The sequence below is a fragment of the Streptomyces sp. R-74717 genome (assembly GCF_047305335.1).
In the GTDB taxonomy this organism is placed as follows: Bacteria; Actinomycetota; Actinomycetes; order Streptomycetales; family Streptomycetaceae; genus Streptomyces; species Streptomyces atratus.
The window spans coordinates 5594656-5616183 of record NZ_CP102361.1 but is presented as its reverse complement, the minus strand read 5'-3'; the positions used below and the strand labels follow the sequence as shown (position 1 = coordinate 5616183).

Here is a 21528-nt window from a genome sequence, read left to right as displayed (position 1 = left end):
CCGTGACCGCTAGTCCCACTCCTTGGTCACCCACTGGGCCGTGTCGTACCGGTACATGTACTTCGGCCGCGCCTGGATGCTGCTGGTACGGAACGGCTTCCCGCCGTCGTCGATGCGCAGCGTCCCCTTCCGGCCGCCGCTGCTCCACTCCAGCTCCAGGTACCAGCTGACGTCGTGCCCTTCGACATGGGCCTTGAGGTCGAACACCTCCACATCGGTGGAGGACACCCGGAACGGGAAGTTCTTCGGCGGCACCCGCACGTCCCCCTGCTGCCCCGCCACCGGGGTGAGGGTCGGCCGGCTGTCGTCGAGGTCGATGTCGAAGGACTGCGGGGTGATGCCGCTCCCGCAGCCCTCGCCCATCGAGTACGCCGACCACGCCAGCGGCACCTTCCGGGACAGCGTCCGCACATGCAGTCCTTTCAGCACGACGGCCTGCCCCGACTTCCCCTGCACGGTGAGTTCGAGCTGCATGCTGCCGCCGTCCACCCCTCCGAGCGCCCTGGCCCAGCCGCGGGTGTCCTGCGGTGCGGGCGGCGGAGGCACGTCGTCCGGCTTCTGGTCCAGCACGTAGTGCTGACCGCAGGGCTCTTCCCAGTTGTACGAGCTGATGGTGGCGCTCAGGGGTACGCCCCCACCCGTCTGCGCACCCGGCCCCGCTCCCGCTCCCGCGCCGTGCCCGGTGGACGCGGAAGCGGAAGCGGCGCCCGACCCCACGGACGGGGTGGTCGCGGCACCGGACTTGCCGGGCTTTCCGGGCTTGCCGGGCTTGCCCGACGGCTCCAGCATGCCGGGCGACGCGCTCTCGTCGTCGTCGGGCAGTGCGGATACGTCGTGCACGACGGGAGCATCGCTGAGGCCGCCGGTGTCCGTGCCCGAGAGATTGCTGACGACGATCGTGGTGGGCACGGTGAGCGCGACGACGGCGACGGCCGCGAGCAGGACGCGCGCCCGCGGGGAGGACCAGAGCCGCCGGGGCCGGCTCGCCCCGGCGTTCACGACCGCGGGCGCGGTCGCGTCGTCGTCCTTGTCCTCGCCTCCGACCCGGTCCTCGGGCGAAGCCACAGCCTCAGCCGCGGCTGCCGGCTCGGGAACGGACTCGGAATCAGAAACGGGAGCAGTAACAGGAGCAGCAGGCGGAGCCGGAACGGAATCGGGAACGGAAGCAGGACGCCGTCTCGCCGCATCGGCCACGATCCACCGCCGGTGCAGCTCCACCAGCTCGTCCGGGCTCGCCCCGCACAGCCGCCCCAGCCGCTCCACCGGCGCGTACTCATTGGGTACGGCGTCACCGTTGCAGTACCGGTGGAGCGTCGATGTGCTGACGTGCAGTCTTCTGGCGAGAACTCCGTAGCTGTGCCCCGAACGGTCCTTCAGTTCCTTCAGCAGAACCGCGAATTCCTCGGCCTCCGGCGTAGCCACTGCGGCGTTCCCCCTCCTGGTTCGTCCCGGAACACCGTTCCAGGGACGTGGAATCTGCCCAGGTCACAGTACGCGCAAGCATTCCAGCTTCCCCAATGGTCCGTTCGGCGTTGCGGCCGGAATCCGCCGTCCCGCAGTCTGTGACCACACCGCACAGACCACCGGGACGACACAGTGCGAACCCGTTTCCGCATCGAGCTGATCGATGCCGTGGCAATCGGCGTAGTGATCGTGTCGACCGCGGTCGTCATGGTCCTGATCTGCCATCACTGACTGAACAACCTCGCCAACACATACGGGGAGTACCACCACCATGCGCAGCAACCGCGTCCGCACCACCGCCCTCGCCGCGACCGCCCTCCTGGCCGCCCTCTCGCTCACCGCCTGCAGCGACAACAGCAGCGGTGACAACGGCAAGGCGGGAGCGGCGGCTCCGGCAGGGAGCACCACCGACCAGCGGTCCCCTGCCGCCACCGCGCCGGACTCGGGCAAGGACGCCAAGGACACCGACAGCACGTCCAACGCCCCTGCCGAGAACACGGCGGCCAACTCCAAGGGCTCCACCTCCGGCACGGGCGGCCAAAAGAGCAACACCGGCGCCACCGGCAACAAGGGCACCGGCAACAGCTCCCCCGTCACCTGCACCGGCTCGAACACCAAGGTCACCGTCAGCAAGGTGAGCCGCCCCATCAACCACCTGCTGCTCACGGCGACCAACACCGGCTCCGTACCCTGCTACGCGTACCACGCGCCGGCGCTCGGCTTCGACGACGCCCAGGCCGCCTTCCCGGTCCTCCGCGACAGCATCCCGCAGGCCGTGGTCACCCTTGCGCCGGGCCAGTCCGCCTACGCCTCCATCGGGCTGTCCGGTGAGCCGGACGGACAGGAACTGCACAAGGGCACCCACCTCACGGTGCACTTCACCGGCAAGAGCAACCAGGGCTCCACGGGCGCCCCCGCCGAGCTGACGCTCCCGGCCGGCACCCAGTGGGGGGACAACGGCTTCGTCACCTACTGGCAGAGCGACATGGCCGACGCCCTCACCTACTGACCTCTCACGCATCGAAGCACCAACTCGCCGTCCCCCGAGGGCAGTAGATCGCAGAATCCTCGATCGAAACCTGAAGGGGGCGACGTGCGTACGAACACGGATGTCGGCCGACCGCATCGGGCCTTCCGTCCGGATCAGGCCTGGCCCAACCACCGCAGGAACCCCGGCAGGCCCGCCCCCGGTTAGCATCGGCCGCATGGCGATGTTCGTGCACCTGACACCCACAGCGAACGCGGGGCGCATACGCCGGTCCGGGATACGGGCCACCAGCCACGGCCGCGACGGCTCACGCGGCCTCTACTGCTTCCCCGTCCTCCCCTCGTACACCCTCACCCACCAGTGGCTGCGCGAACTGGCCCGGCACGGCGGCCCACGCGGTCTCATCGCCGTACACATACGACTGCCCGACGACGAACCCGTCACCTTGGGCCGCTACAACGGCCGCCCCGCAGCCACCACAGCCGCCGAGGCCGTCCGCCGCACAGCCGCCCTGGACGACCCGCGCGGCTGGGAAGTGTTCGTCCCCCGCGCGGTCACCAAACACGAAGTGCACCGCCTCCGCGCCGTCAGACAGGTCACCGGCTGGCGATACTTCCCCGACTCCAACGGCAAGACGCCCTGCACCTGCTTCGGTTGCAGAGTGCGCGGAGAGTACGGCTCACAGCGCCTGCGCCGACGCCGGCCGCACCCCCTCGACGGCCCGGCACCCGCAACCCCGGTCCTCCTCCGCCGGATCGCCGCAGCGGGCACCCTCGGCGAACCCACGGAACTCGCCGAAACCCTCCGCTGGTTCGGCATGCGCCGACGCGGACCGCTCGACCAACTGGCCCACCTCGCGGACCACCCGGACCCACGCGTCCGCCAGGCTCTTGTCTGGGCCGTCGCCAACTGGTCGACACCGGGCGTCGGGGAACTCCTCCACCGCCTCTCCCAGGACCCGGACGCGGATGTCCGGGAGGCCGTCGAGTTCACCGCGCCCGAGGAACAGCCCTAATACCATCTGACCGGCGCGGCCTGCCAAGGTGGGTCGCGCACCGCACCACGCGCACCGCACCACGCGCGCCGTCCGACCGTGCACCCAGCACAGACCGCACCACCGGAGGGGACACCATGGGCAAACAGCGCATCACCGTCTGCCTGCCGCCCGTCGGCCCCGACGGGCTGAAGCAGGCGATCGGGCAGGCCATGGCCCCCTTCTGGTATGACCGTGAGGACCGCCCTCACCCGGACTGGGTGGGCGAGTGGAGCTACTGGTTCGTCTCCGGGGCGGGCTGTCTCTTCGACGTACTGCCCGGCCACGAGGACGACCCCCGGCTCGTGCGATACGACGACTGGACCGAACTCCCCGAGGACCTGCCGCCGTCCCGCTGCCACGGCGGCCCGCGCGGCATTCTCGACCTCGACACGCCGCGCGCCGCCGAGGCCCGCCGGGCGGCCGGCACCTGGACGGCGTACCGTGCCTTCGCCGACCGCTACCCGCCCGCGCTGCCCTTCCACCACTTCGCCGAGCGGGCCAGGAACCTGGAGCCGGAGCACGCCAGGGAGGCGGCCGTCGCCGCCTTCCGTGAACAGCCCCTGATCCAGGCGATCGAGGCCGACCCCGCCCTGGAGGAGCGGTTCACCTTCGACCCCGTCCGCCACTTCGACGAGGACCGGGAGACCTACGTGACCCGCCATGTGGCCGCCGTGCTGCCCACCCCCGCCCTGCTCACCCTCGACGGGCGGTGGGTGGAGGGCGGCGGCCCCGACTACAAGCGGATGTTCAACACCTGCCTGGACGGCCTGTCCGGCGACACGATGGTCGTGCGGGTGCTCTACCACTCGTGACGCAGTGGTATTCCAGCCTGGCTTCTTCATCAGCGCTGGTCAACGGCTGGAGTACCAACCGAACTCGCACCACACCACCTTGCCCGGGTCCCGCTCCCCCACCCCCCACACATCCGCCAACGCCGCCACGATCACCAGCCCGCGCCCCGACTCCCCGTCCGGCTCCCGCACGCCCGGCTGCCCGTCCCCGCTGTCGTGGACCTCGACCCGCATCAACTTCCCCTCCTCACGCAGCAGCAGCCGCACCAGATACCCCCGCCCCGGCGGCACCCCGTGCACCAGCGCATTCGTGGCCAGCTCGCTCACACACAGCAGTACGTCATCCAGCCGCGCACCGAGCCCCCAGTCGGTGACAGCTCCTCGTACGAACTCCCTCGTGGCAGGCACCGACCGGCGCTCACGTCGGTAGAACCGCTCACGCAGCAGCGAGAGTTGCATCGTCTCGTTCATGGGACGAGAGTCACACTCTGTTACTACGCTGCCGCAGTATGCGCACCCGTACAGATTTCTTGTACGGGCCGTGCGCGCGTGACGTACGCATGTAGGTGGGAGTTCGATCCGTATGCACCCCAGGAAGCGGCAGCGCAAGAACGCGTCGGCAATGAAACTCGTGGGCAAACTGGTCGGCGTGTTCCGCGTCGCGGCCGGCCTGACCCAGGCCCAGCTCGCGGACCGGGTGGGCCACCAGGTGGAGACGATCGCCTCGATCGAGCAGGGCCGACGCGCGCTGCTGCCGGAACTGGCCCGCCAGTTGGACCAGTTACTGGAGACGAAGAAAGCGCTGGAGACAGCGGTGGAGAACATGCCGGAGATCGACTTGATCCCGGCATGGGCGGAGCAGTACATGGACCTGGAGCATGCGGCCCTCGCTCTGTCCTGGTACGAGAACCAGGTACTGCCCGGCCTGCTCCAGACGAAGAACTACGCGCGAGCGGTCTTTCGCACTGACGTCCCGACTTTGGGCGAAGAGGACATCGAGCAACGAATCGCGGCAAGGCTCGAACGGCAAGAGATCCTGCTTCGAAAGCCGCCATCGACCGCAAGCTTCATCTTCTCCGAGGCAATCCTGATCGACCGACTCGGCGGGAACGACGTGCATTCCGAGATGTTGCAGCACGTGCGTTCCTGTACGGAGATCCCCGGGATCACTATCCAGGTAATGCCGCTCGGCCGCCGAACACATGCCGGGCTCTCTGGCCCCTTCATTCTCCTGGAGACACCCGACCACCAGCGTCTCGCCTATACGGAGACGCAGCGCGGCAGCCAGCTCATCTCCACTCCGGACGAAGTAAGCATCCTGGAACGCAAATATGCGATGCTGCGAACGCAGGCCCTCAACACCGAAGCGACGAGGGACCTGTTGGACCGGCTGCTAGGAGAGCAATGAGCACCGCACGTGAGTGGTTCAAGTCGAGCTACAGCAGCGAGCAGGGCGGCGCCTGCCTCGAAGTCGCATACACCTGGCGCAAGTCGAGCTACAGCGGCAGCGAGGGCGGCGAGTGCGTCGAAATCGCCGCGCACCCCACCGCCATCCACATCCGAGACTCCAAGAACCCCGACGGCCCCACCCTCACTGTCGCGCCCACCACCTGGACGGCCTTCGCCGGTTTCGCCGCCGACCGGCGACTCGTCTGAGCCCACGGGAGGAATACCACCGCCATGGCTGTCATCCATCACACCACCCTGACGCCCACCAAGCTGGAACTCCTCGCCTCCTGGCTGCCCGCACAGCCCTGGTACCGCGGCAAGTCGGGGCAGCAGCCCGAGTTGGTCAAGTCCGGCGGATTCCGGCTGGACGACCCGGAGGGCGAGGTCGGGATCGAGTTCATGGCGGCCACCGACACCTCGGGAGACCAACCGGTCACGTACCACGTACCGTTCAGCTACCGAGGCGCACCGATCGCGGGTGCCGACCAAGCGCTCATCGGCACGACCGAGCACGGGGTGCTGGGGCAGCGGTGGGTGTACGACGGGACGCGTGACCCGGTCCTCGTCGCCCAGTTGCTCGCGTTGATCCTCGGCGAGGCCGAGCCGCAGATGCAGGGCACGAGCGACACCCCCGACCCGTCCGTCACCGGTTGGTTCGCGGAGACCGGCGCCACGGCGGCGATCGCCTCCACGACCGTGACCGACGACCCGAGCGGTACGGACATCCTGGTGGAGACGGCCGACGGACGCCGGCTGACCATCCACATCAACCGCGTTCTCCAGCCCGGCCAGGACACCGGGGGGCAGGCACTCGGTCACGTCACCGCGGACGTGCCGCTGCCCGACGGCACCACCGCTCGCACCGCGTTCGTCGTCGTCCGCGCGCACCCGTAGTCCAAGGCCCGCGCCCCACCGCTGTCAGTGGCCGCGTCTAGAGTCGCGGTCATGGCTACGCTCCCGAACCCGCTCCCGTCCCTGGCCACTTCAGGGCTTCAACTCCCGCCCGGCTCACTGGTGGACGCCACGGTCGACGGCACGTGGCACGAACCGCTGCTCTGGTACGCCGACGAGCCCGCGTCCCCCGGGACGTGGGCCGAGCTGCGTGAGGCGGGCCGGCCGGTCGGACTCATTCCCGTCCTGATCGACGGCGGGACGCGCGACCAGTGGCCCGACACCTGGGACCTCGCCCCGGACAGGACGTCGTACCCGGGTGATCACGACGCCGAGGAGGTGCTCGGCGAGTACTGGGCGGACTGCGCGCCCGACGAGCTCGACGCCGCCGCCGACGAGTGGCCGGGGCTGGCGCCCTCCCCGGCCGCCGACGGGCCCGACAACCCGGACGACCTGGCGGCCGAGATCGCGGACGAGGGCACCGGCCCGGGCGACTGGTTCCCCGGTGCGCGGGCGGCGCTCGTCCCGGCCCGGCGCAGTGCGGACATCCCGGCGGCGATCGGCTGGTCGGGCCCGGTCAACTACGAGGACGACGTGGCCCGGCTCTGCGCAGTCCTCCGCTCCTGGGAGGACCGCTTCGGCATACGAGTCGTAGTGATCGGCTTCGACACCCTGACCGTATCCGTGGGACGACCGCCCACCACCCTGGCGGAGGCGCGGGCGCTCGCCGCCGAGCACTTCGCGTTCTGCCCGGACAACATCAACCAGAACCCGCCGTACGACCTGGACGTCTACGCCGAGAAGATGCTGCTGAACCAGGAGACCTGGTCCTTCTGGTGGGACTAGCCGGCTGGGCAGCTGTCCGGCGGATCACTGAGGTCTTCTCGGCAACGTGACGGGGTGTGGGTGCCCGCTCGCGGCTTAGTTCTGCGGTGCCAGGGTGCGCAGGACGTCGAACTCGTTGCCCTCGGGGTCTGCCATGACCACCCAGTTTCGGTCTGAGCCTTGGCCCACATCCGTCTTGGTGGCACCGAGGCCGAGCAATCTGGTCACCTCGTCCTCGGTGCTGCCGTCGATCGGGCTGACGTCGAGGTGAAGCCGGTTCTTCACGGTCTTGCCCTCGGGCACCTGGATGAACAGCAGGGTGGGCGGCATCTGGCGGGCCCGGACATCCTCAACCGTCGGCACCCAGGAGCCGATCTCGACCTTTCCCTCGCTCCGGTCGATCACCTTGAAGTCCAGGACCTCGCACCAGAAGGCCGCAAGCCTCTCCGGGTCGTGGCAGTCAACGGCCAACTCGGTGAACCTACTTGTCATGGCTCTCCCAGATAGTGCGGACGGGATCCAGAGTATTGGCCCGTGCCGCCCGTCCGACAGATCCGGGATCTTCCTGACCAGGGACACCACAACCAGGGACACCGCACAATGCGTCACGCCCCGCAGCCCGGCAGATGAGTACGACGACTCATGTGCCGTATGCGAGAGCCCGATTGAATCGCACGCATGCCCGACAACGTCATGGACAGCCGCCCCCGGCGCACCTGGATCGCGTCAATGATCTCCACGATCGTGACGCTCCCGCTCGCGTTCTTCGCCCTGGTCTTCGGCGGGCTCTCGCCGATGGCCTGCGGCTCCTGCTCGGAAGCCGATTCCGACCGGTTCGACGCGAGCTTCGGTTCCGCCTGGACGGTGCTCTGCTGCGGCCTGGTGCTGGCGCTGGGTGTGCTGGTCGCGAGCTGGGTGTTCAGCAGGCGCAGGCCACCGGCCGGTCTCGCCCTCGCCGTACTCGCACCCGGCACGGTGTTCGTCGCGTGGGTAACGTTCATGGCCCTGGTCGACTGGCCCTGAGCCTCCGGAGGCGTGCCGCTGCCGCTCGGACAGCGGCGTCGGCTTCAGGGGACCTTGAGCAGGTCGCGGAGTTCGCTCACGTAGGCGCGGACATCACGTTCGATGGCGGGCTCGGTGACGGCATCCGGGGTGACGGCTGAGCCGTGGGCGGCCTGGCGGCAGGGTCGGCAGAGGCCGTCGGGGAGCGCATCGGGGCGGCCGGGGGTGCGGCACTGGGTGCACTCGACCATGACGCGACCGGCGAGGACGACTGGGGCTTTCGGGGCGGGGGGCAAGGCGGGTGGGATCTTGTCGTTGAGCCGACGGCGCAGGAAGCCGACAGGCGAGTCGACCCGGGTGGGAAGTCCGGCGGTGAGGGCCTGGGTGAGATAGTCCGTGTTCACACCGCGTGCAAGCCATTCGGCGGCGCGCCCCTCCAGCGCCTCGCAGTCGGCAGCAGAGAGGGCCAACCTGTGGTCCAGGCGCCCGAGTTGCGCCAGGGCCAGGTACGCGGGCGACGAATACGCGGACGAGGGGCATCCCGAGTCCGGCTGTGGGAGCGCGGCAGGTTCGGCGGGCGCGGGCCCCGCTTCGGGCTGGGACGCTGTGACCGGCACGAGAACCGGAAGCGACTCGTCGGCAGCGGCCCCAGGTGCCGGAACCGGGGACTCCGTGGGCGCCCAGGCCGGCGGGGATGTGACCGTCGGCGGTTCGGGCTCAGCCCCGGCCCCGGCCCGGTTGTCCTCGGCGGCGAGGTAGTCGGCCCACCATTCGTTGTCGCGCGCGGTGCGGGACCAGAACATGCGGAAGACCCACCGAACCTGGTCGCCCTCGCCCACCAGGCGACGCACACGACGCAGGTGACCGGCCACCGACAGGGCGGTCAGGGCACTGCTGACGGCTTGCTGCCCGTAGAGCGGCAGTTGCTTGGCCAGGGCCTTCACATTCATCGCCGCACCGTCGGGCAGGTGGTCGACGAACCCGGCGACATACCGCTCCCGCTCGGGCAGCAACGCGAAGTCGTCGGCGCGACGGGGATGTTGGTCCGGGGCGGACCGCTTGCCGTAACCGGGCTTGGCCATCGGGTACGAAGCCGAGGATGCGGGCGCGCACAGGGCAGAGCTAAAGTTCTGGGTAGCCACAGGATCGCTTTCTTCGATCTTGAGGTGAGACCCCGGCTCGGTGCGCTTACACCGCGTCGGGGTCGTTTCGTTGTCGGCACGGTAAGCAGTCGCAACGCCATGCTGCAAGTCGGTCACGATTAGTCATACTTGCTGGCCGTGACGGGTCAGGGAGGTGGGGAGGTTTTCCCAACCCCCCTTATCTATCTACCGGTTCACAGAAGCCGCTCGAATCCCGGGACCCGACTCCCGGAGCTCGCATCCCGACGCCCGGATCTCGAAGCTCAACGCTCGACCGCCGCCCCGACTCGTACCCCGCATGAGTGAATCAGTGGGCCCGATACTCGGCTCCCGAGCCTCGAATCCCGAAGCCCGGGTTTCGAGCGACGGGGACGTCCAGCCACCCGTCGGCTCGACACACGGGCAGGGCCCCGGAGTCCTAGCGGCGATCGGCATCAGATCACCTCGTTCAGCTCGGCCTGCATCTGCGCCGCCTCGGCGTCGCGAGCATCGCCTGGCGGCGCTCCTGCCGCTCTGTGACCCATGCCACATGCAGTTCCTGTCAGCAATCGGGGCGCTGTTCCGCTCAACTCACCGGGAGCAAGCGAACCGACAGGAGCATCACATGAAGCACCGCATCGTCGTCCTCGGCGCCGGCTATGCCGGGGCCTACGTGGCCGGGACCCTGGCCCGCCGGCTGTCCCCGGAGGACACCGAGATCACCGTGGTCAACGCCGAGCCGGACTTCGTCCAGCGGCTGCGGCTGCACCAGCTCGCGGCCGGCCGGGAGATCGAGGCTCCACAGCTCGCCGACGTCTTCGTGGGCACGGGGATACGGCTGCGCCTGGCCCGTGTCACCGCCGTCGACCCCGAGCGCCAGGTCGTCGCCGTGGCCGACGCCGACGCCGACGGCGACGGCGAGCTCGGCTACGACACGCTTCTCTACGCGCTCGGCAGCCACGTCGCCGACCACGGCGTCCCCGGCATGGCCGAGCACGCCTTCGACGTCACCGGCCGGCCCTCCGCGCTGCGCCTGCGCGAGCGCCTGGACAGCCTGGGCAGGCGGGACGAAGGCGGGAGTGTGCTGGTCGTCGGCGACGGGTTGACCGGCATCGAGACCGCCACCGAGATCGCCGAATCCCGGCCCGGCCTGTCGGTGACGCTGGTCGCCCGCGGAGAGCTGGGCGCCCAGCTCTCCGCCGGAGCCCGCAGCCACCTGCGCCAGGCCTGCGACCGGCTGGGCATCACAGTCCTGGAGCACACCGAGGTCGAAGCCGTCGAAGCGGCGCGGGTGCTGTGCGCCGACGGCACCGCCCTGGCGTCCGACGCAACCGTGTGGACGGCCGGGTTCGCGGTCAGCCCCATCGCCGCCACCGGCGGGCTGGAGGTCACCGAGAACGGTCGGATCGTCGTCGATCGCACCATGCAGTCGGTCTCGCACCCGAACGTCTACGCCGCCGGCGACAGCGCCTACGCCATCGGCGACAACGGCCGGCCGCTGCCGATGTCCTGCGCGTCGGCCGGTTACACCGGCATGCAGGCCACGGCCGCGATCGTGGGATGCCTGACCGGCCGCCAGATCGCGAACACCAAGCTGGAGTACCTGGGCAACCACATCAGCCTCGGGCGGCGGGACGGGATTCTGCAGATGGTCGATGCCGAAGGGCAGGCAAAGCCGAAGTATGTGGGCGGTTGGAAGGCCGCGCGGATCAAGGCGGGCATCCTCAAGATGTCACTGTGGGCCAACTCGCACCCGACCTTCGGCCTGCCCAAGCGCAAGCGCCGCCTGGCCGCCGCGCCGGACGCGTCCGGCGAGAAGGCGGTCGCGTAGCCGCCCAGGGTCCGCCTAGGGTGGTCCGCGTGGACAGAACCGCCACTGATCGCTTCGACACCAGCCGGTTCGAGGCCGGCCGGAACCGGCTGGCCTCGCTGGCGTACCGGCTGCTGGGCTCCGCCACCGACGCCGAGGACGCCGTACAGGACGCGTTCCTGCACTGGCAGGCCGCGGACCGGCAGCGGATCAAGGTGCCGGAAGCATGGCTGACCAAGGTCGTCACCAACCTGTGCCTCGACCGGCTCCGCTCGGCACAAGCCCGCCGCGAACGCACCGCCGGCGCCTGGCTGCCCGAACCGCTCCTCGACGGCGACCCGATGCTCGGCCCGGCCGACACGTTCGAGCAGCGCGAATCGGTCTCCCTGGCCGTGCTGACTCTCATGGAGCGCCTGTCACCCATCGAGCGGGCCGTCTACGTCCTGCGCGAAGCGTTCTCCTACAGCCACGCCGAGATCGCCGAGATCCTCGACATCACCGAGTCCGCAAGCCAGCAGCACCTCCACCGGGCCCGGCGCCGCATCACCGCCGCGCGCCGCCGCGGCGGCGAAGTCGACCCGGCGTCCGCCCGCAGGATCGTCGAGGAATTCCTCGCCGCTGCCTCCTCGGGCCGCACCGAACGGCTGGTGGCGCTGCTCACCGACGACGCGACCGCGATCTCCGACGGCGCCGGCCTGACCGAGAGGCTGCTGCAGTTCGACACTGCGCAGCGCATCGCCGCCGTCGTACGGGCCGGCTTCAAACCCACACCCGCGAAACGGCGACTTGCCGGCGGCACGCCCGCCATCCACTACGCGCTCGTCAACGGCGCCCCCGCCCTCCTCTTCGTGGTCGGCGACCAGGTCATCGGCGCCGTGACGTTCGACATCACAGGCGGCAAGATCGCAACCGTGCGCGGCATCGCCGCCCCCACCCGCCTCGTCCGCCTCACCGAAGCCTGGCAGCAGCACGGACCGGACACGCCGCTCATCACCCGGTGGTGACCCGACGCCGACCGCGGCCAGGCGCAGCGCCCGCGTTTCATAGGTGGTCGCTCGTGAAACAGTCGACCGCCCTGCGGCCCACCTGCGGCGATCATGTTTCATGAGTTGTCGCAAACGGCTGAACTTCTGAAACACCCTCATGAAACAGTCCGGGGTCGTGAGCGACGACTTCAAGCACGTGGAATCGCACGACTGCCCGATGTCCACCTGTGCCGCCCCAGCGGGCTCCCCGTGCCGGACCGGCAAGGGGAAGATGGCCATCCAGTACCACACCGCCCGCTTCCGCCTCGTGCCCCAACTCGCCAAGGTGCTCAACGTGCCACCGTCATGCGGATGCTGCGCGAACACGACGAGCAGGCCGCCACGGCGGCGAGCGCGTGATCACCCCGCTGCTTTGCGGCTGGTGTCTGATCCAGGACGCCGGGGCCGGCAGCGCGGGTCCGGCCCCACCACGCCCACGCGGGGACCGGGCAACGGGGCTCGCAATACAGGGAGTTCGGTCAATGACCGACCGGACTCTACCCATCGGTAACCAACGGTTGGCACGATGCGTGCGACGCAACAGTCTCACCCCTCACCCAAGGAGACCGACATGGCGGCACTCGGCCGAGTCAGAAGCATCGCCACAACAGCACTTCTCACCGCGACACTTGCAACGGGCACCGCCCTTCCGGCACTGGCCGCGACCCCCGCCTCGGCGGCCACCGCGACCACCACGGCGGCGGCGAAGAAGGCGGACTACGCAACCTGGCAGGCCGACATCGCCGCCGTCCTGGACCAGGCGGACACGTACGTCGACGGACGCACCGCCTCACTGCCCGCCGGGGAGAAGCCCGCCATCGTCCTGGACATCGACAACACCTCGCTGGAAACCGACTACTCGTGGGCCTTCCCGACCCCGGCGATCCGCCGGACCCTCGCCCTGGCGAACTTCGCGCACGCCCGGGGCGTCAAGATCTTCTTCGTATCGGCCCGTCCGGACTTCATCGAGTCGATCACCCGGTACAACCTGAAGTCGGTCGGCTACCCGGTCGACGGCCTGTACGGCCGGTCGATAGGCGACCTGTTCTCCGAGGTGAGTGCGTTCAAGACAGCCCAGCGGGCGGAGATCGAGAAGAACGGCTACACGATCATCGCCAACATCGGCAACAACACCACCGACCTGACCGGCGGCCACGCCGAACGCACCTTCAAACTCCCCGACTACGACGGCCAGCTCTCCTGAGCAGCGCCCCCACCACGTCCTCACGGACACCCGGAGAGCTCTCCCGTACACGGTAGGGCTCTTGACCCGCTGACGTGTGCGCCCCGCCTGGTTGTGATCACGACAAGGCGGGGTCGTAGCACAGAGGTAGTGCGCCTGCACAGCATGGAGGAGGACGGGCCGAAGCCCCGAAAGCCGAACCTTGGAGTCGACCACGCCCGGTCGGCGGTCGGAGAGCCGGCTTTGCGGTGTCGGCACTCCGGCCGACACCGTGCAGCAACGTGTCGACCACGCGTGCGGCGAGCACTTCCACCCGCCTTCTGCGCCCACCGGAACAGAAGGCCGCACTGGGCAAGCACATCGTCATGCACCTGCGCCACTTCCGGGTCCTCCGGCGTGCTCCTGCTCATCGCGAACCCCCAGCCGGCCTTGACCCGGAGAACGTCGGCGGTCACCTGGTGAAGGGCGACGGCCGGCGGGGCGGTGTCGAGGTGGGCCGCCGCACGGCGACCGCATCGTGAGAACTCCCTCGACGGCGGACCGAGGCTTCGTAAGGTGGGCAGACATGACAACCACAGCCGATATCGGCGCCGCCGCCGTCCCCGCTCTTGCCGCTCGCACCGCCGACGTGGGCGGGTCGCCCGTCCGGGAGATCCTTGCGCTGACCGCCCGCCCCGAGGTCATCTCGTTCGCGGGCGGCCTCCCCGCCCCCGAGCTCTTCGACGCGGAGGGCATCCGCGCGGCCTACGACGCGGTGCTGCGCGAGTCGCCGCGGCAGGTGCTGCAGTACTCGACCACCGAGGGCGACCCGTCGCTGCGTACAGCCGTCGCCGCCCGGCTCACCACGCGCGGCCTGCCGACCGACCCCGCCGACCTGCTGATCACCGGCGGCTCGCAGCAGGGCCTGTCGCTGCTGGCCTCGGCCCTGTTGGAGCCCGGCGACACCGTTCTGGTCGAGGACCCCAGCTATCTCGCCGCGCTGCAGTGCTTCGGACTCGCCGCCGCGCGGATCATCCCCGTCCCCACCGATGAGGACGGCATCATGCCGGACGCGCTGGACGCGCTCGTCGCGGCGGAACGGCCCAAGCTGCTGTATCTGGTGCCCAACTTCCAGAATCCGACCGGCCGGACGCTGTCGCTCGCACGCCGGCAAGCGGTCGCGGAGGTGGCGGCACGGCGCGGGCTGTGGATCGTCGAGGACGACCCGTACGGCGAACTGCGCTTCAACGGCGAACCGGTGCAGTGGATCGCGGGCTGCGCCGGGGCAGAGGACCGCACAGTGCTGCTGAGCAGCTTCTCCAAGGTGATGGCCCCCGGGCTACGGCTCGGCTGGCTGCGCGCCCCGGCCGCACTCCGGCGCGCCTGCGTCATCGCCAAGCAGGCCGCCGACCTGCACACGTCGACCATCGACCAGGCCGCCGCAGCCCGCTACCTCGCCGACTCCGACCTGGACGCCCACCTCGCCACCGTCCGCGACGCCTACCGCGAGCGCCGTGACGCCCTGCTCGCCGGACTGGCGGACGCGTTGCCCGCCGGAAGCAGTTGGAACCGTCCGGACGGCGGCATGTTCCTCTGGGCCCGTCTCCCCTCCGGCCGCGACGCGACCGTCCTGCTCCGGCAAGCGGTCGCCCACAACGTGGCCTACGTCCCCGGCGCCCCCTTCTTCGCAGGTGCCCCGGACCCGGCGACGCTGCGCCTGTCGTTCACCACCCACACCCCGTCCGAGATCGCGGACGGCCTGAACCGCCTGGCCAAGGCCCTCCGCTGACCCCAGCCCCGCCAGGCGCAGCCCGCCCCGTCCCGCATCGCAGAGCGTCGGCAACTCCACGATGGCGGGACGCGGCGGCTGCGCCCTGACACGACGACGCTGCGGTTGACCCTGAAGCATGGGCCGGCCCATGTCCGCGTCGACGACATCGCGGAGGCCGCAGGCGTCTCACCCCGCACCTGCAATTCGAGTGGTCCGTCCAGCCCTCGCGCGTCCGGGGGCGTCGACAGTGGACCGGTCGCAAGGCGGTACGGGCCGGTCGCAGGGCGGCGTGCGCCGGGCATGGCCGGCATCAGATGGCAACGTCGCTGTATACGATCAACCGATGAACGCCGCCGCCACACTGCATGTGGGCGCAACGCCGTCCGCCCCCGCTCTCGTTCTTCGGCCCTGGCGCATGGAGGACGTCGCCACACTGGTCGAGGTGTGCAAGGACTCCGCCGTGCGCCACTGGACGAGCATTGCCCTGAACAGTGGTGCTGACGGGGCGCAGTGGGTGCAGGCCCAGCAAGAGGGTTGGGCAGCAGGGCACCGGTTCGGCTTCGCCGTCCTTGAGGCACAACCCGACATGGTTCACGGACAATTGGCGGGCAACGTGATCCTGAAGGAAGTCGCGCCCGGCAAACCCTCAGCCGAGGTGGGCTACTGGACAGCGGCACACGCTCGGGGGCGGGGTGTGGCCCCTCGCGCCCTGGAGACCCTCACCAACTGGGCCTTCGGCACCTTCGGCGCGAACGGGCTGAAGCGTCTCGAACTCCTTCACCAGGAGGACAACCTGGCATCGTGCCGTGTTGCGCAGAAGAGCGGATACGAGTTCGACAGAGTCCTGCCCGCAGCGCCGCCCGCCTTCCCTCTCGATGGCCATCTGCACATACGGCACACGGATTCCTGAGATCCACTCGCCTTCTACTTCTACGGACCGATCAAGGCCGTCCACCCCCGCGACAGCCGCCCGGTACAGGCCGAGCCCTACCCGCGGCCCAGCCGCCGCGCGACCTCCGTCGCCCAGTACGTCAGGATCATCTGCGCACCGGCCCGCCGGATCCCGGTCAGGCTCTCCATGATCGCCGCGTCCCGGTCGATCCAGCCCTTCTCCGCGGCGGCCTCGATCATCGCGTACTCACCACTGATCTGGTACGCGGCGACCGGCACGTCCACCGAGTCGGCGACCTTCGCGAGGATGTCCAGGTACGGTCCGGCCGGCTTGACCATGACCATGTCTGCGCCCTCTTCGAGGTCGAGCGCCAGCTCGCGCAGGGACTCACGGGCGTTCGCCGGGTCCTGCTGGTACGTCTTGCGGTCGCCCTTGAGCGAGGAGCCGACGGCCTCACGGAACGGCCCGTAGAACGCCGACGAGTACTTCACCGTGTAGGCGAGAATCGAGACGTCCTCGTGGCCCGTCTGGTCGAGCGCGTCGCGGATGACGCCGACCTGGCCGTCCATCATGCCGCTGGGGCCGACCACATGGGCGCCCGCGTCGGCCTGGACCTGGGCCATCTCGGCGTACCGCTCCAGCGTCGCGTCGTTGTCGACGCGGCCGTCAGCGGTCAGCACGCCGCAGTGGCCGTGGTCGGTGGACTCGTCCAGGCACAGGTCCGACATGACGACGAGATCGTCACCGACCTCCTCGCGCACCGCGCGCAGACCGAGCGACGCCCGTACCGACGTACTGCGCACCCTCACCCGGGACCCAGTCCTCGACAGAGCGGCCTCCCGCATCCTCGCGGAGTGGGGCCGCCCCCGGACGCCCAAGGAGAATCGCGCGGCTGGCGGAAGCACCAAGCGAAGTCGGGGACGAGGGGGCGGCCTTGGCGCCAGGTCCCATCGCTCAGAGCCAGAGACTCGGGACCGGAGTGACGAAGCAGCTGATCACGCCATCGACTCAGCCAGGTCCTCCGCCTGTTTCAGCACGCGCTCGATCGCCGCAGGCTGCTTGTCCGGCGGATAGCCGTACTTGCGGAGGAGCCGGAGCACCCGGGCCATGATCCGGTCTCTGGCCTGCTCCTTGAGCTTCCAGTCGACGGTGACGTCTTTACTGATCTGCTCGTACAGCTCGTGGGCGATCCGAGCGAGGAGCGTATCTTCCATCTGCTCGACGGCCGAGGGGTCGGCGGCCAGCGCGTCGTAAAAGGCAAGCTCGTCCTCCGTCAGCCCAAGCTTCTTCGCCCGGCCGCGGTCGGCCGACACCTCCCGCGCCAGCTCCACCAGGAACTTCATGAACTCGGCCGCTGTGAGCAGCCCGTTCGTGTACCTGTTCATCGCGGCCTTCATCCGGTTGGTAAAGGTCTCCTGGCGGGTGAGGTTGCGGGGGTGGGCGTCCTTGACCTCCTTGAGCAGCGCCCGCCGCAGTGCCTCGATGGTGAGGTTTGGGTGCCGGGACGTCTGGAGGCTCCGCAGCATCGATTCGTCCAGATGCGACAGGTCCGGCTTGGTCAGCCCGGCCGTGTCGTAGATGTCCACGACGCCGTCGGCCGCGACGACCGAGGCATTGAGCTGAGCGACCAGCAACATGTCCGCTGCAGTGGCAGTGCCCTGCCGTTCCCTCTCCTCGGCGGTGTACTTCTCCCGCGACTTGGCCACGCTCTCGATGAACCGGATATCCGGCAGCAGGTCCTGCACGCGTGGATCGGTCGGACAGAGCGAGAACGCCTGACGGAGCAGGTTGGCCTGGAACATGAACCGCTGCCTACGCGTCGCCTGACCGGCGTCGAGTCCTGGCTCAGGCGTGATCAGGAACTCCAGAACCTCGGTCAGCGCCTCCCGGTAGGCGCGCGGCCCGCCCGCGGCGAGAATCCGCCGCCAGGGGCAGCCGTGCAGAACGTCCGTGATCTGCTGATGGCTCTCGCGCACCAGCTGGACCGCACCCGCGAGATCGGCGCCGAGCATGGGTTCCGCCTGATCCTGTTCGGAGTACTCCGCGAGCGCCTCCTTGATCTCCCGTATGACGCCCTGGAAGTCGACGACCAGACCTGACGGCTTCCCCGGCCAGGTCCGGTTGACGCGGGCGATGGCCTGCATGAGCGCGGCCCCCCGCATCCGCTTGTCCAGGTAGAGGGTGTGCAGCGGCGGGGCGTCGAATCCGGTGAGCCAGAGCGACTGAACGATGACCAGTTCCAGTCCGTCGTCCGCGTCGACCACTCGCTCCTGAATCTTCTTCAACTGTCCGGGCGTACGGACATAGTCGGCGGTCTCCTCCGTCTCCCTGGCCGCATTGCCGGTGAATACGACACGGACCTTGCCAGTGGTGTCGGTCAGCAGCTGCGACTTCGGGTCACACTCACCGGCCCACTCCGGCCGACGACGGATCACCTCCTCGAACAGTCGCGCGGCGATCGCCCGGGAGGCGCAGACGACCATGCCCTTGCCGCGATGGCCGGTCAGCTTCTTCATTTCCTTGCTGCGGGCGTCCCAGTGATCCAGCAGATGCCCGGCCAGTTCCCGGATGCGTGCGGGCGAGCCGATCAGGTCCTCGTACCGCCCGAACTGAGCACGCGCGGCCCGCTTCTCCTCCTCGGACAGCCCCTCGATCAGGCCCTCCGCGCGGGCGTCAAGATCGTCGAGGTCGGCATCCTTGATGAGGTCGACCTGGACGAGGTGCGCTTCGTAGAAGACGGGCACGGTCGCACCGTCGTCCACGGCCTGGGTCAGGTCGTAGGTATGGATGTTCTCTCCGAAGACGCCACGCGTGCTGCCCGTGCGGTTGTTGATGGGCGTACCCGTGAAGGCGATGAAGGTGGCGTTCGGGAGGGCGTCGCGCAGATTGCGGGCGTAGCCGTCGATGAAGTCGTAGTGACTGCGGTGCGCCTCGTCGACGACGACGATCACATCGCGGCGCGGGGAGATCTGCGGGTGCCGGACCCCGGCCTTGCGCTCGGCCTCGGTGAGCCGGAACTTCTGCAGCGTGGCGAAGACGACTCCGCCGTTGCTCTTCGGACTGTTCAGCAACTCGCGCAGCTGTCCCGCGTCATCAGCTGTCGCCGGTGCGCCTTTGATCCGCTTGCGGAGCGTGTGGCTGGCGGCGAACGTCCTGTACAGCTGGTCGTCGAGGTCGATCCGGTCGGTAAGCATGACGAACGTCGGACTGGACAGCTCGGGGGCCGATGCCGCCTTCCCCACGTAGAAGAGCATCTCCTCGCTCTTGCCCGCACCCTGGGTGTGCCAGACAACGCCCGCCCGGCCGTCGGTCGCGATGGCCGACTCGGTGGCGCGGACGGCCGCGTTCACGGCGATGTACTGGTGCGCCTTGGCCAGCTTGACCGTGTTGACGTCGCCCGAGCCCTCGGCCGAGTACGAAAGAAAGTGCGCGATCAGATCGAGGAGACGGGCCGGCTGGAACGCCCCGTACAGCATGCGTTCCAGCGCCCGCCCGTCCTCGCGCTCATGCTTGCGCAGCATGAGGTCGTGCTCGTCGGCGTGCCAGGGGGCCATGTGCTGCCAGGGCGTGAAGGGCGTGCCCATGCGGGCGGTGATCCCGTCGGAGGCGAGCGCGACGAGGAGCGTGGCAAAGGTGCCGGTCTGCTTCAGTTCGCGCCGGTAGCCCTGGAGCTGCTCGTAGGCGGTGCGGGCGCTGTCGTTGCTGTCGGCCTTCTTCAGCTCGATGACGGCGAGTGGCAGCCCGTTCACGTACAGGACGATGTCGAATATGAACGTCCGGCCCTTGACGCTCTTGACCCGGACCTGGTTGGCAGCGACGAGGTCATTGGCGTGCGGGTCGCCGAAGCCGACGGGCCGGATGACAGCATGCCGTGTGTCGCCGGTGGCGGGGTCGTCGTAGGGGACGGAGACGCCGCCGGTCAGCTTCTCGTAGAACCGGTGGTTCTCTCGCAGATCGTGCTGCGTGAGCTGTTCGAGGAGCAGGGGTATGGCGTCGTCGGCAACGCTCTCGGGCAATTGCGGGTAGCGGCGTCGGATCGCCTTGCGGAGATTGGGGTACAGGACGAGGTCCCCCCACCCTTTCCGCACCCCGTACGAAGGCCCCAACTCGGCCCCGGGCACATGCCGCCACCCGCACTCGGCAAGCAGCCCGAGGGCGTGGAGCTCCAGCTCGTGCTCGGTGAGCCGGTCGATGAGGGGCTCGCCGGTGGGGTGGGCCTGCAGGCCGGCGTCGGTCATACGGCCTCCTCTACAACGCGGGTGGCGTCCTTGACGCGGAGCTTTCCGGTGACGAGCTGAGGGAGGAGGGTGTCGCGGAGGTCGGCGAGGGTGCGGTTCTCGAGCCTGGCTGCCTCGGCCCGTGCGTGCAGCGGCGCACACTGCCGATCGAAATCAGCGAGCGCCGATCGTCCGGGAAGCGAGATCTTCAGCGACCGAATATCGCCGAGACTGAGATAGTCAGCCATGTCGGTCTGCCCCTTCATTCCGACAGCCTGGCGCCAGAACTCCTGGCCGCGCAGCCAGTGGAACAGGTAGATTCTCGACATCGAGGCGCCAGCCTGTGCGCGGAAGAAACACACCTGCGGACTGTAGACGAACTCGGCATCGTGGGGAGAAATCATTGCCACCCGCCCAACTGTGCCCTTAGTCGTGAGGACGATGTCACCAGAACGCGAGGTTTTCCTCCCCATCGCCGTCCGGAATTCATCCCGGACGTGATCACCGAAGGATGGAGTAATTTCCCCTGCCCCCACCTCCGCAACCCGCAGAATGGGAAGCCCCGGTGTTCCGTGCTCAGCTTTCTTGGTCCGGTACCCGTCACCGAACTCCAGCGCGCCTTCGGCCATGAGCTGGCCGAGAGTCGCGTACTCCACGCGGGCACCTAGATCGGCCATCGCCTGGTAGTAGGCGTCGCCGATCTCCAAAACGGCTGAACAGATCCGCTCATTGAGCGCGATCTTGTCATCCAGCGCACCGAGAACGTCGGCAATGGCCCGCTGAACGCTTACCCCGGGCAACAGCCCTAGCTCCAAGGCGCGCACTTCTTTAATGTTTAGGTGAGCGACAGTAGAGCCCGCCCCCCTCGCATGCATTCTCTCTTGCACTCGCGGACTTACCAACAGGTACAAAAGAAACTGCCCGTCTACCGCTTCCGGGTCCGGCCTCAACAAGACTGTGCGCTGACGTAGGCAAACTCGCACGCCATGCTGAATCATTCCTGCCTGACCAACCGGTGCCTCGCGGGTCAGGATCAGGTCACCTGCTTCAGGAACGCCTCGCACCGTCCATTGAGCATAGGTTC

Annotated in this window: 20 protein-coding genes and 1 pseudogene; 14 read left to right on the top strand and 7 right to left on the bottom strand. The window is 69.0% G+C overall.

The genetic code is table 11. The annotated features are described in order from the left end of the window. Positions 1-9: 9 nt before the first annotated feature. Positions 10-1422, bottom strand: coding sequence for a helix-turn-helix domain-containing protein (locus tag NRF20_RS25695; RefSeq protein ID WP_398634249.1), 1413 nt, complete (start codon positions 1420-1422; stop codon positions 10-12). A 313-nt stretch (positions 1423-1735) separates the two neighbouring features. On the opposite strand from NRF20_RS25695, the gene NRF20_RS25690 reads away from it, so the two are divergent. From NRF20_RS25690 to NRF20_RS25680, 3 genes are all read left to right on the top strand, one after another. After that, the gene (locus tag NRF20_RS25690) at positions 1736-2473 is read left to right on the top strand and encodes a DUF4232 domain-containing protein (protein ID WP_398634250.1); all 738 of its coding nucleotides are present in this window, start codon (positions 1736-1738) and stop codon (positions 2471-2473) included. Between the two features lie 196 nt (positions 2474-2669). Next, positions 2670-3467 (top strand): HEAT repeat domain-containing protein, encoded by a 798-nt coding sequence (locus NRF20_RS25685; protein WP_413753340.1) that lies wholly within the window; start codon positions 2670-2672, stop codon positions 3465-3467. A gap of 116 nt (positions 3468-3583) precedes the next feature. Continuing rightward, positions 3584-4300, top strand: coding sequence for a hypothetical protein (locus tag NRF20_RS25680; protein ID WP_413753339.1), 717 nt, complete (start codon positions 3584-3586; stop codon positions 4298-4300). A 39-nt stretch (positions 4301-4339) separates the two neighbouring features. Here the strand turns inward: NRF20_RS25680 and NRF20_RS25675 are convergent, their stop codons facing one another. Further along, positions 4340-4750, bottom strand: a complete 411-nt coding sequence (locus NRF20_RS25675) for an ATP-binding protein (RefSeq protein WP_398634253.1) — start codon at positions 4748-4750, stop codon at positions 4340-4342. 112 nt (positions 4751-4862) lie between these two features. Between NRF20_RS25675 and NRF20_RS25670 the strand changes: the two genes are divergently transcribed. From NRF20_RS25670 to NRF20_RS25655, 4 genes are read left to right on the top strand one after another with little or no spacing between them, the layout of a single operon-like run. Beyond that, positions 4863-5687 (top strand): helix-turn-helix domain-containing protein, encoded by an 825-nt coding sequence (locus tag NRF20_RS25670; protein WP_413753338.1) that lies wholly within the window; start codon positions 4863-4865, stop codon positions 5685-5687. After that, a complete protein-coding gene (locus NRF20_RS25665; protein ID WP_413753337.1) occupies positions 5684-5935 on the top strand; it encodes a DUF397 domain-containing protein in 252 nt (83 codons plus the stop codon). Before NRF20_RS25670 ends, NRF20_RS25665 begins: the two co-directional genes overlap by 4 nt. A gap of 24 nt (positions 5936-5959) precedes the next feature. Next, the gene (locus tag NRF20_RS25660) at positions 5960-6622 is read left to right on the top strand and encodes a maltokinase N-terminal cap-like domain-containing protein (RefSeq protein WP_413753336.1); all 663 of its coding nucleotides are present in this window, start codon (positions 5960-5962) and stop codon (positions 6620-6622) included. Between the two features lie 51 nt (positions 6623-6673). Continuing rightward, on the top strand, positions 6674-7465 hold the full coding sequence (locus NRF20_RS25655) for a DUF4253 domain-containing protein (protein WP_398634256.1): 792 nt from the start codon (positions 6674-6676) through the stop codon (positions 7463-7465). 75 nt (positions 7466-7540) lie between these two features. On the opposite strand, the gene NRF20_RS25650 is transcribed toward NRF20_RS25655, so the two are convergent. After that, the gene (locus NRF20_RS25650; RefSeq protein WP_266360597.1) at positions 7541-7936 is read right to left on the bottom strand and encodes a VOC family protein; all 396 of its coding nucleotides are present in this window, start codon (positions 7934-7936) and stop codon (positions 7541-7543) included. A gap of 186 nt (positions 7937-8122) precedes the next feature. On the opposite strand from NRF20_RS25650, the gene NRF20_RS25645 reads away from it, so the two are divergent. Then, positions 8123-8467, top strand: coding sequence for a hypothetical protein (locus NRF20_RS25645; protein ID WP_413753335.1), 345 nt, complete (start codon positions 8123-8125; stop codon positions 8465-8467). 44 nt (positions 8468-8511) lie between these two features. On the opposite strand, the gene NRF20_RS25640 is transcribed toward NRF20_RS25645, so the two are convergent. Next, positions 8512-9588: a MarR family transcriptional regulator gene (locus tag NRF20_RS25640; RefSeq protein ID WP_413753334.1), complete on the bottom strand. Its 1077-nt coding sequence runs from the start codon at positions 9586-9588 to the stop codon at positions 8512-8514. 604 nt (positions 9589-10192) lie between these two features. On the opposite strand from NRF20_RS25640, the gene NRF20_RS25635 reads away from it, so the two are divergent. The 6 genes from NRF20_RS25635 (at position 10193) to NRF20_RS25610 (ending at position 16245) form a co-directional block, all read left to right on the top strand. Beyond that, positions 10193-11398, top strand: coding sequence for an NAD(P)/FAD-dependent oxidoreductase (locus NRF20_RS25635; protein WP_413753333.1), 1206 nt, complete (start codon positions 10193-10195; stop codon positions 11396-11398). A 29-nt stretch (positions 11399-11427) separates the two neighbouring features. Next, on the top strand, positions 11428-12381 hold the full coding sequence (locus NRF20_RS25630) for a sigma-70 family RNA polymerase sigma factor (protein WP_398634260.1): 954 nt from the start codon (positions 11428-11430) through the stop codon (positions 12379-12381). 592 nt (positions 12382-12973) lie between these two features. Next, entirely contained in the window at positions 12974-13606 is a 633-nt protein-coding gene (locus NRF20_RS25625) for an HAD family acid phosphatase (protein ID WP_413753332.1), read from the top strand. A gap of 260 nt (positions 13607-13866) precedes the next feature. Beyond that, positions 13867-14106: a hypothetical protein gene (locus NRF20_RS25620; protein ID WP_413753331.1), complete on the top strand. Its 240-nt coding sequence runs from the start codon at positions 13867-13869 to the stop codon at positions 14104-14106. 44 nt (positions 14107-14150) lie between these two features. After that, a complete protein-coding gene (locus tag NRF20_RS25615; RefSeq protein WP_413753330.1) occupies positions 14151-15353 on the top strand; it encodes a PLP-dependent aminotransferase family protein in 1203 nt (400 codons plus the stop codon). A gap of 325 nt (positions 15354-15678) precedes the next feature. Continuing rightward, positions 15679-16245, top strand: a complete 567-nt coding sequence (locus NRF20_RS25610) for a GNAT family N-acetyltransferase (protein WP_413753329.1) — start codon at positions 15679-15681, stop codon at positions 16243-16245. 77 nt (positions 16246-16322) lie between these two features. Here NRF20_RS25610 and hemB read toward each other — a convergent pair. The 3 genes and pseudogenes from hemB to NRF20_RS25595 form a co-directional block, all read right to left on the bottom strand. After that, positions 16323-17003 (bottom strand): annotated as a pseudogene (gene hemB / locus NRF20_RS25605) (porphobilinogen synthase); the annotation flags it as partial. 219 nt (positions 17004-17222) lie between these two features. Then, positions 17223-20465, bottom strand: a complete 3243-nt coding sequence (locus NRF20_RS25600) for a type I restriction endonuclease subunit R (protein WP_413753328.1) — start codon at positions 20463-20465, stop codon at positions 17223-17225. Beyond that, a complete protein-coding gene (locus NRF20_RS25595) occupies positions 20462-21508 on the bottom strand; it encodes a restriction endonuclease subunit S (RefSeq protein ID WP_413754604.1) in 1047 nt (348 codons plus the stop codon). Before NRF20_RS25595 ends, NRF20_RS25600 begins: the two co-directional genes overlap by 4 nt. Positions 21509-21528 lie beyond the last annotated feature (20 nt).

Coding starts and splice junctions, on each gene's coding strand:
- NRF20_RS25690 (WP_398634250.1), top strand. CDS start 1,736: ATGCGCAGCAACCGCGTCCGCACCACCGCCCTCGCCGCGACCGCCCTC.
- NRF20_RS25685 (WP_413753340.1), top strand. CDS start 2,670: ATGGCGATGTTCGTGCACCTGACACCCACAGCGAACGCGGGGCGCATA.
- NRF20_RS25680 (WP_413753339.1), top strand. CDS start 3,584: ATGGGCAAACAGCGCATCACCGTCTGCCTGCCGCCCGTCGGCCCCGAC.
- NRF20_RS25675 (WP_398634253.1), bottom strand. CDS start 4,750: ATGAACGAGACGATGCAACTCTCGCTGCTGCGTGAGCGGTTCTACCGA.
- NRF20_RS25670 (WP_413753338.1), top strand. CDS start 4,863: ATGCACCCCAGGAAGCGGCAGCGCAAGAACGCGTCGGCAATGAAACTC.
- NRF20_RS25665 (WP_413753337.1), top strand. CDS start 5,684: ATGAGCACCGCACGTGAGTGGTTCAAGTCGAGCTACAGCAGCGAGCAG.
- NRF20_RS25660 (WP_413753336.1), top strand. CDS start 5,960: ATGGCTGTCATCCATCACACCACCCTGACGCCCACCAAGCTGGAACTC.
- NRF20_RS25655 (WP_398634256.1), top strand. CDS start 6,674: ATGGCTACGCTCCCGAACCCGCTCCCGTCCCTGGCCACTTCAGGGCTT.
- NRF20_RS25650 (WP_266360597.1), bottom strand. CDS start 7,936: ATGACAAGTAGGTTCACCGAGTTGGCCGTTGACTGCCACGACCCGGAG.
- NRF20_RS25645 (WP_413753335.1), top strand. CDS start 8,123: ATGCCCGACAACGTCATGGACAGCCGCCCCCGGCGCACCTGGATCGCG.
- NRF20_RS25635 (WP_413753333.1), top strand. CDS start 10,193: ATGAAGCACCGCATCGTCGTCCTCGGCGCCGGCTATGCCGGGGCCTAC.
- NRF20_RS25625 (WP_413753332.1), top strand. CDS start 12,974: ATGGCGGCACTCGGCCGAGTCAGAAGCATCGCCACAACAGCACTTCTC.
- NRF20_RS25615 (WP_413753330.1), top strand. CDS start 14,151: ATGACAACCACAGCCGATATCGGCGCCGCCGCCGTCCCCGCTCTTGCC.
- NRF20_RS25610 (WP_413753329.1), top strand. CDS start 15,679: ATGAACGCCGCCGCCACACTGCATGTGGGCGCAACGCCGTCCGCCCCC.
- NRF20_RS25600 (WP_413753328.1), bottom strand. CDS start 20,465: ATGACCGACGCCGGCCTGCAGGCCCACCCCACCGGCGAGCCCCTCATC.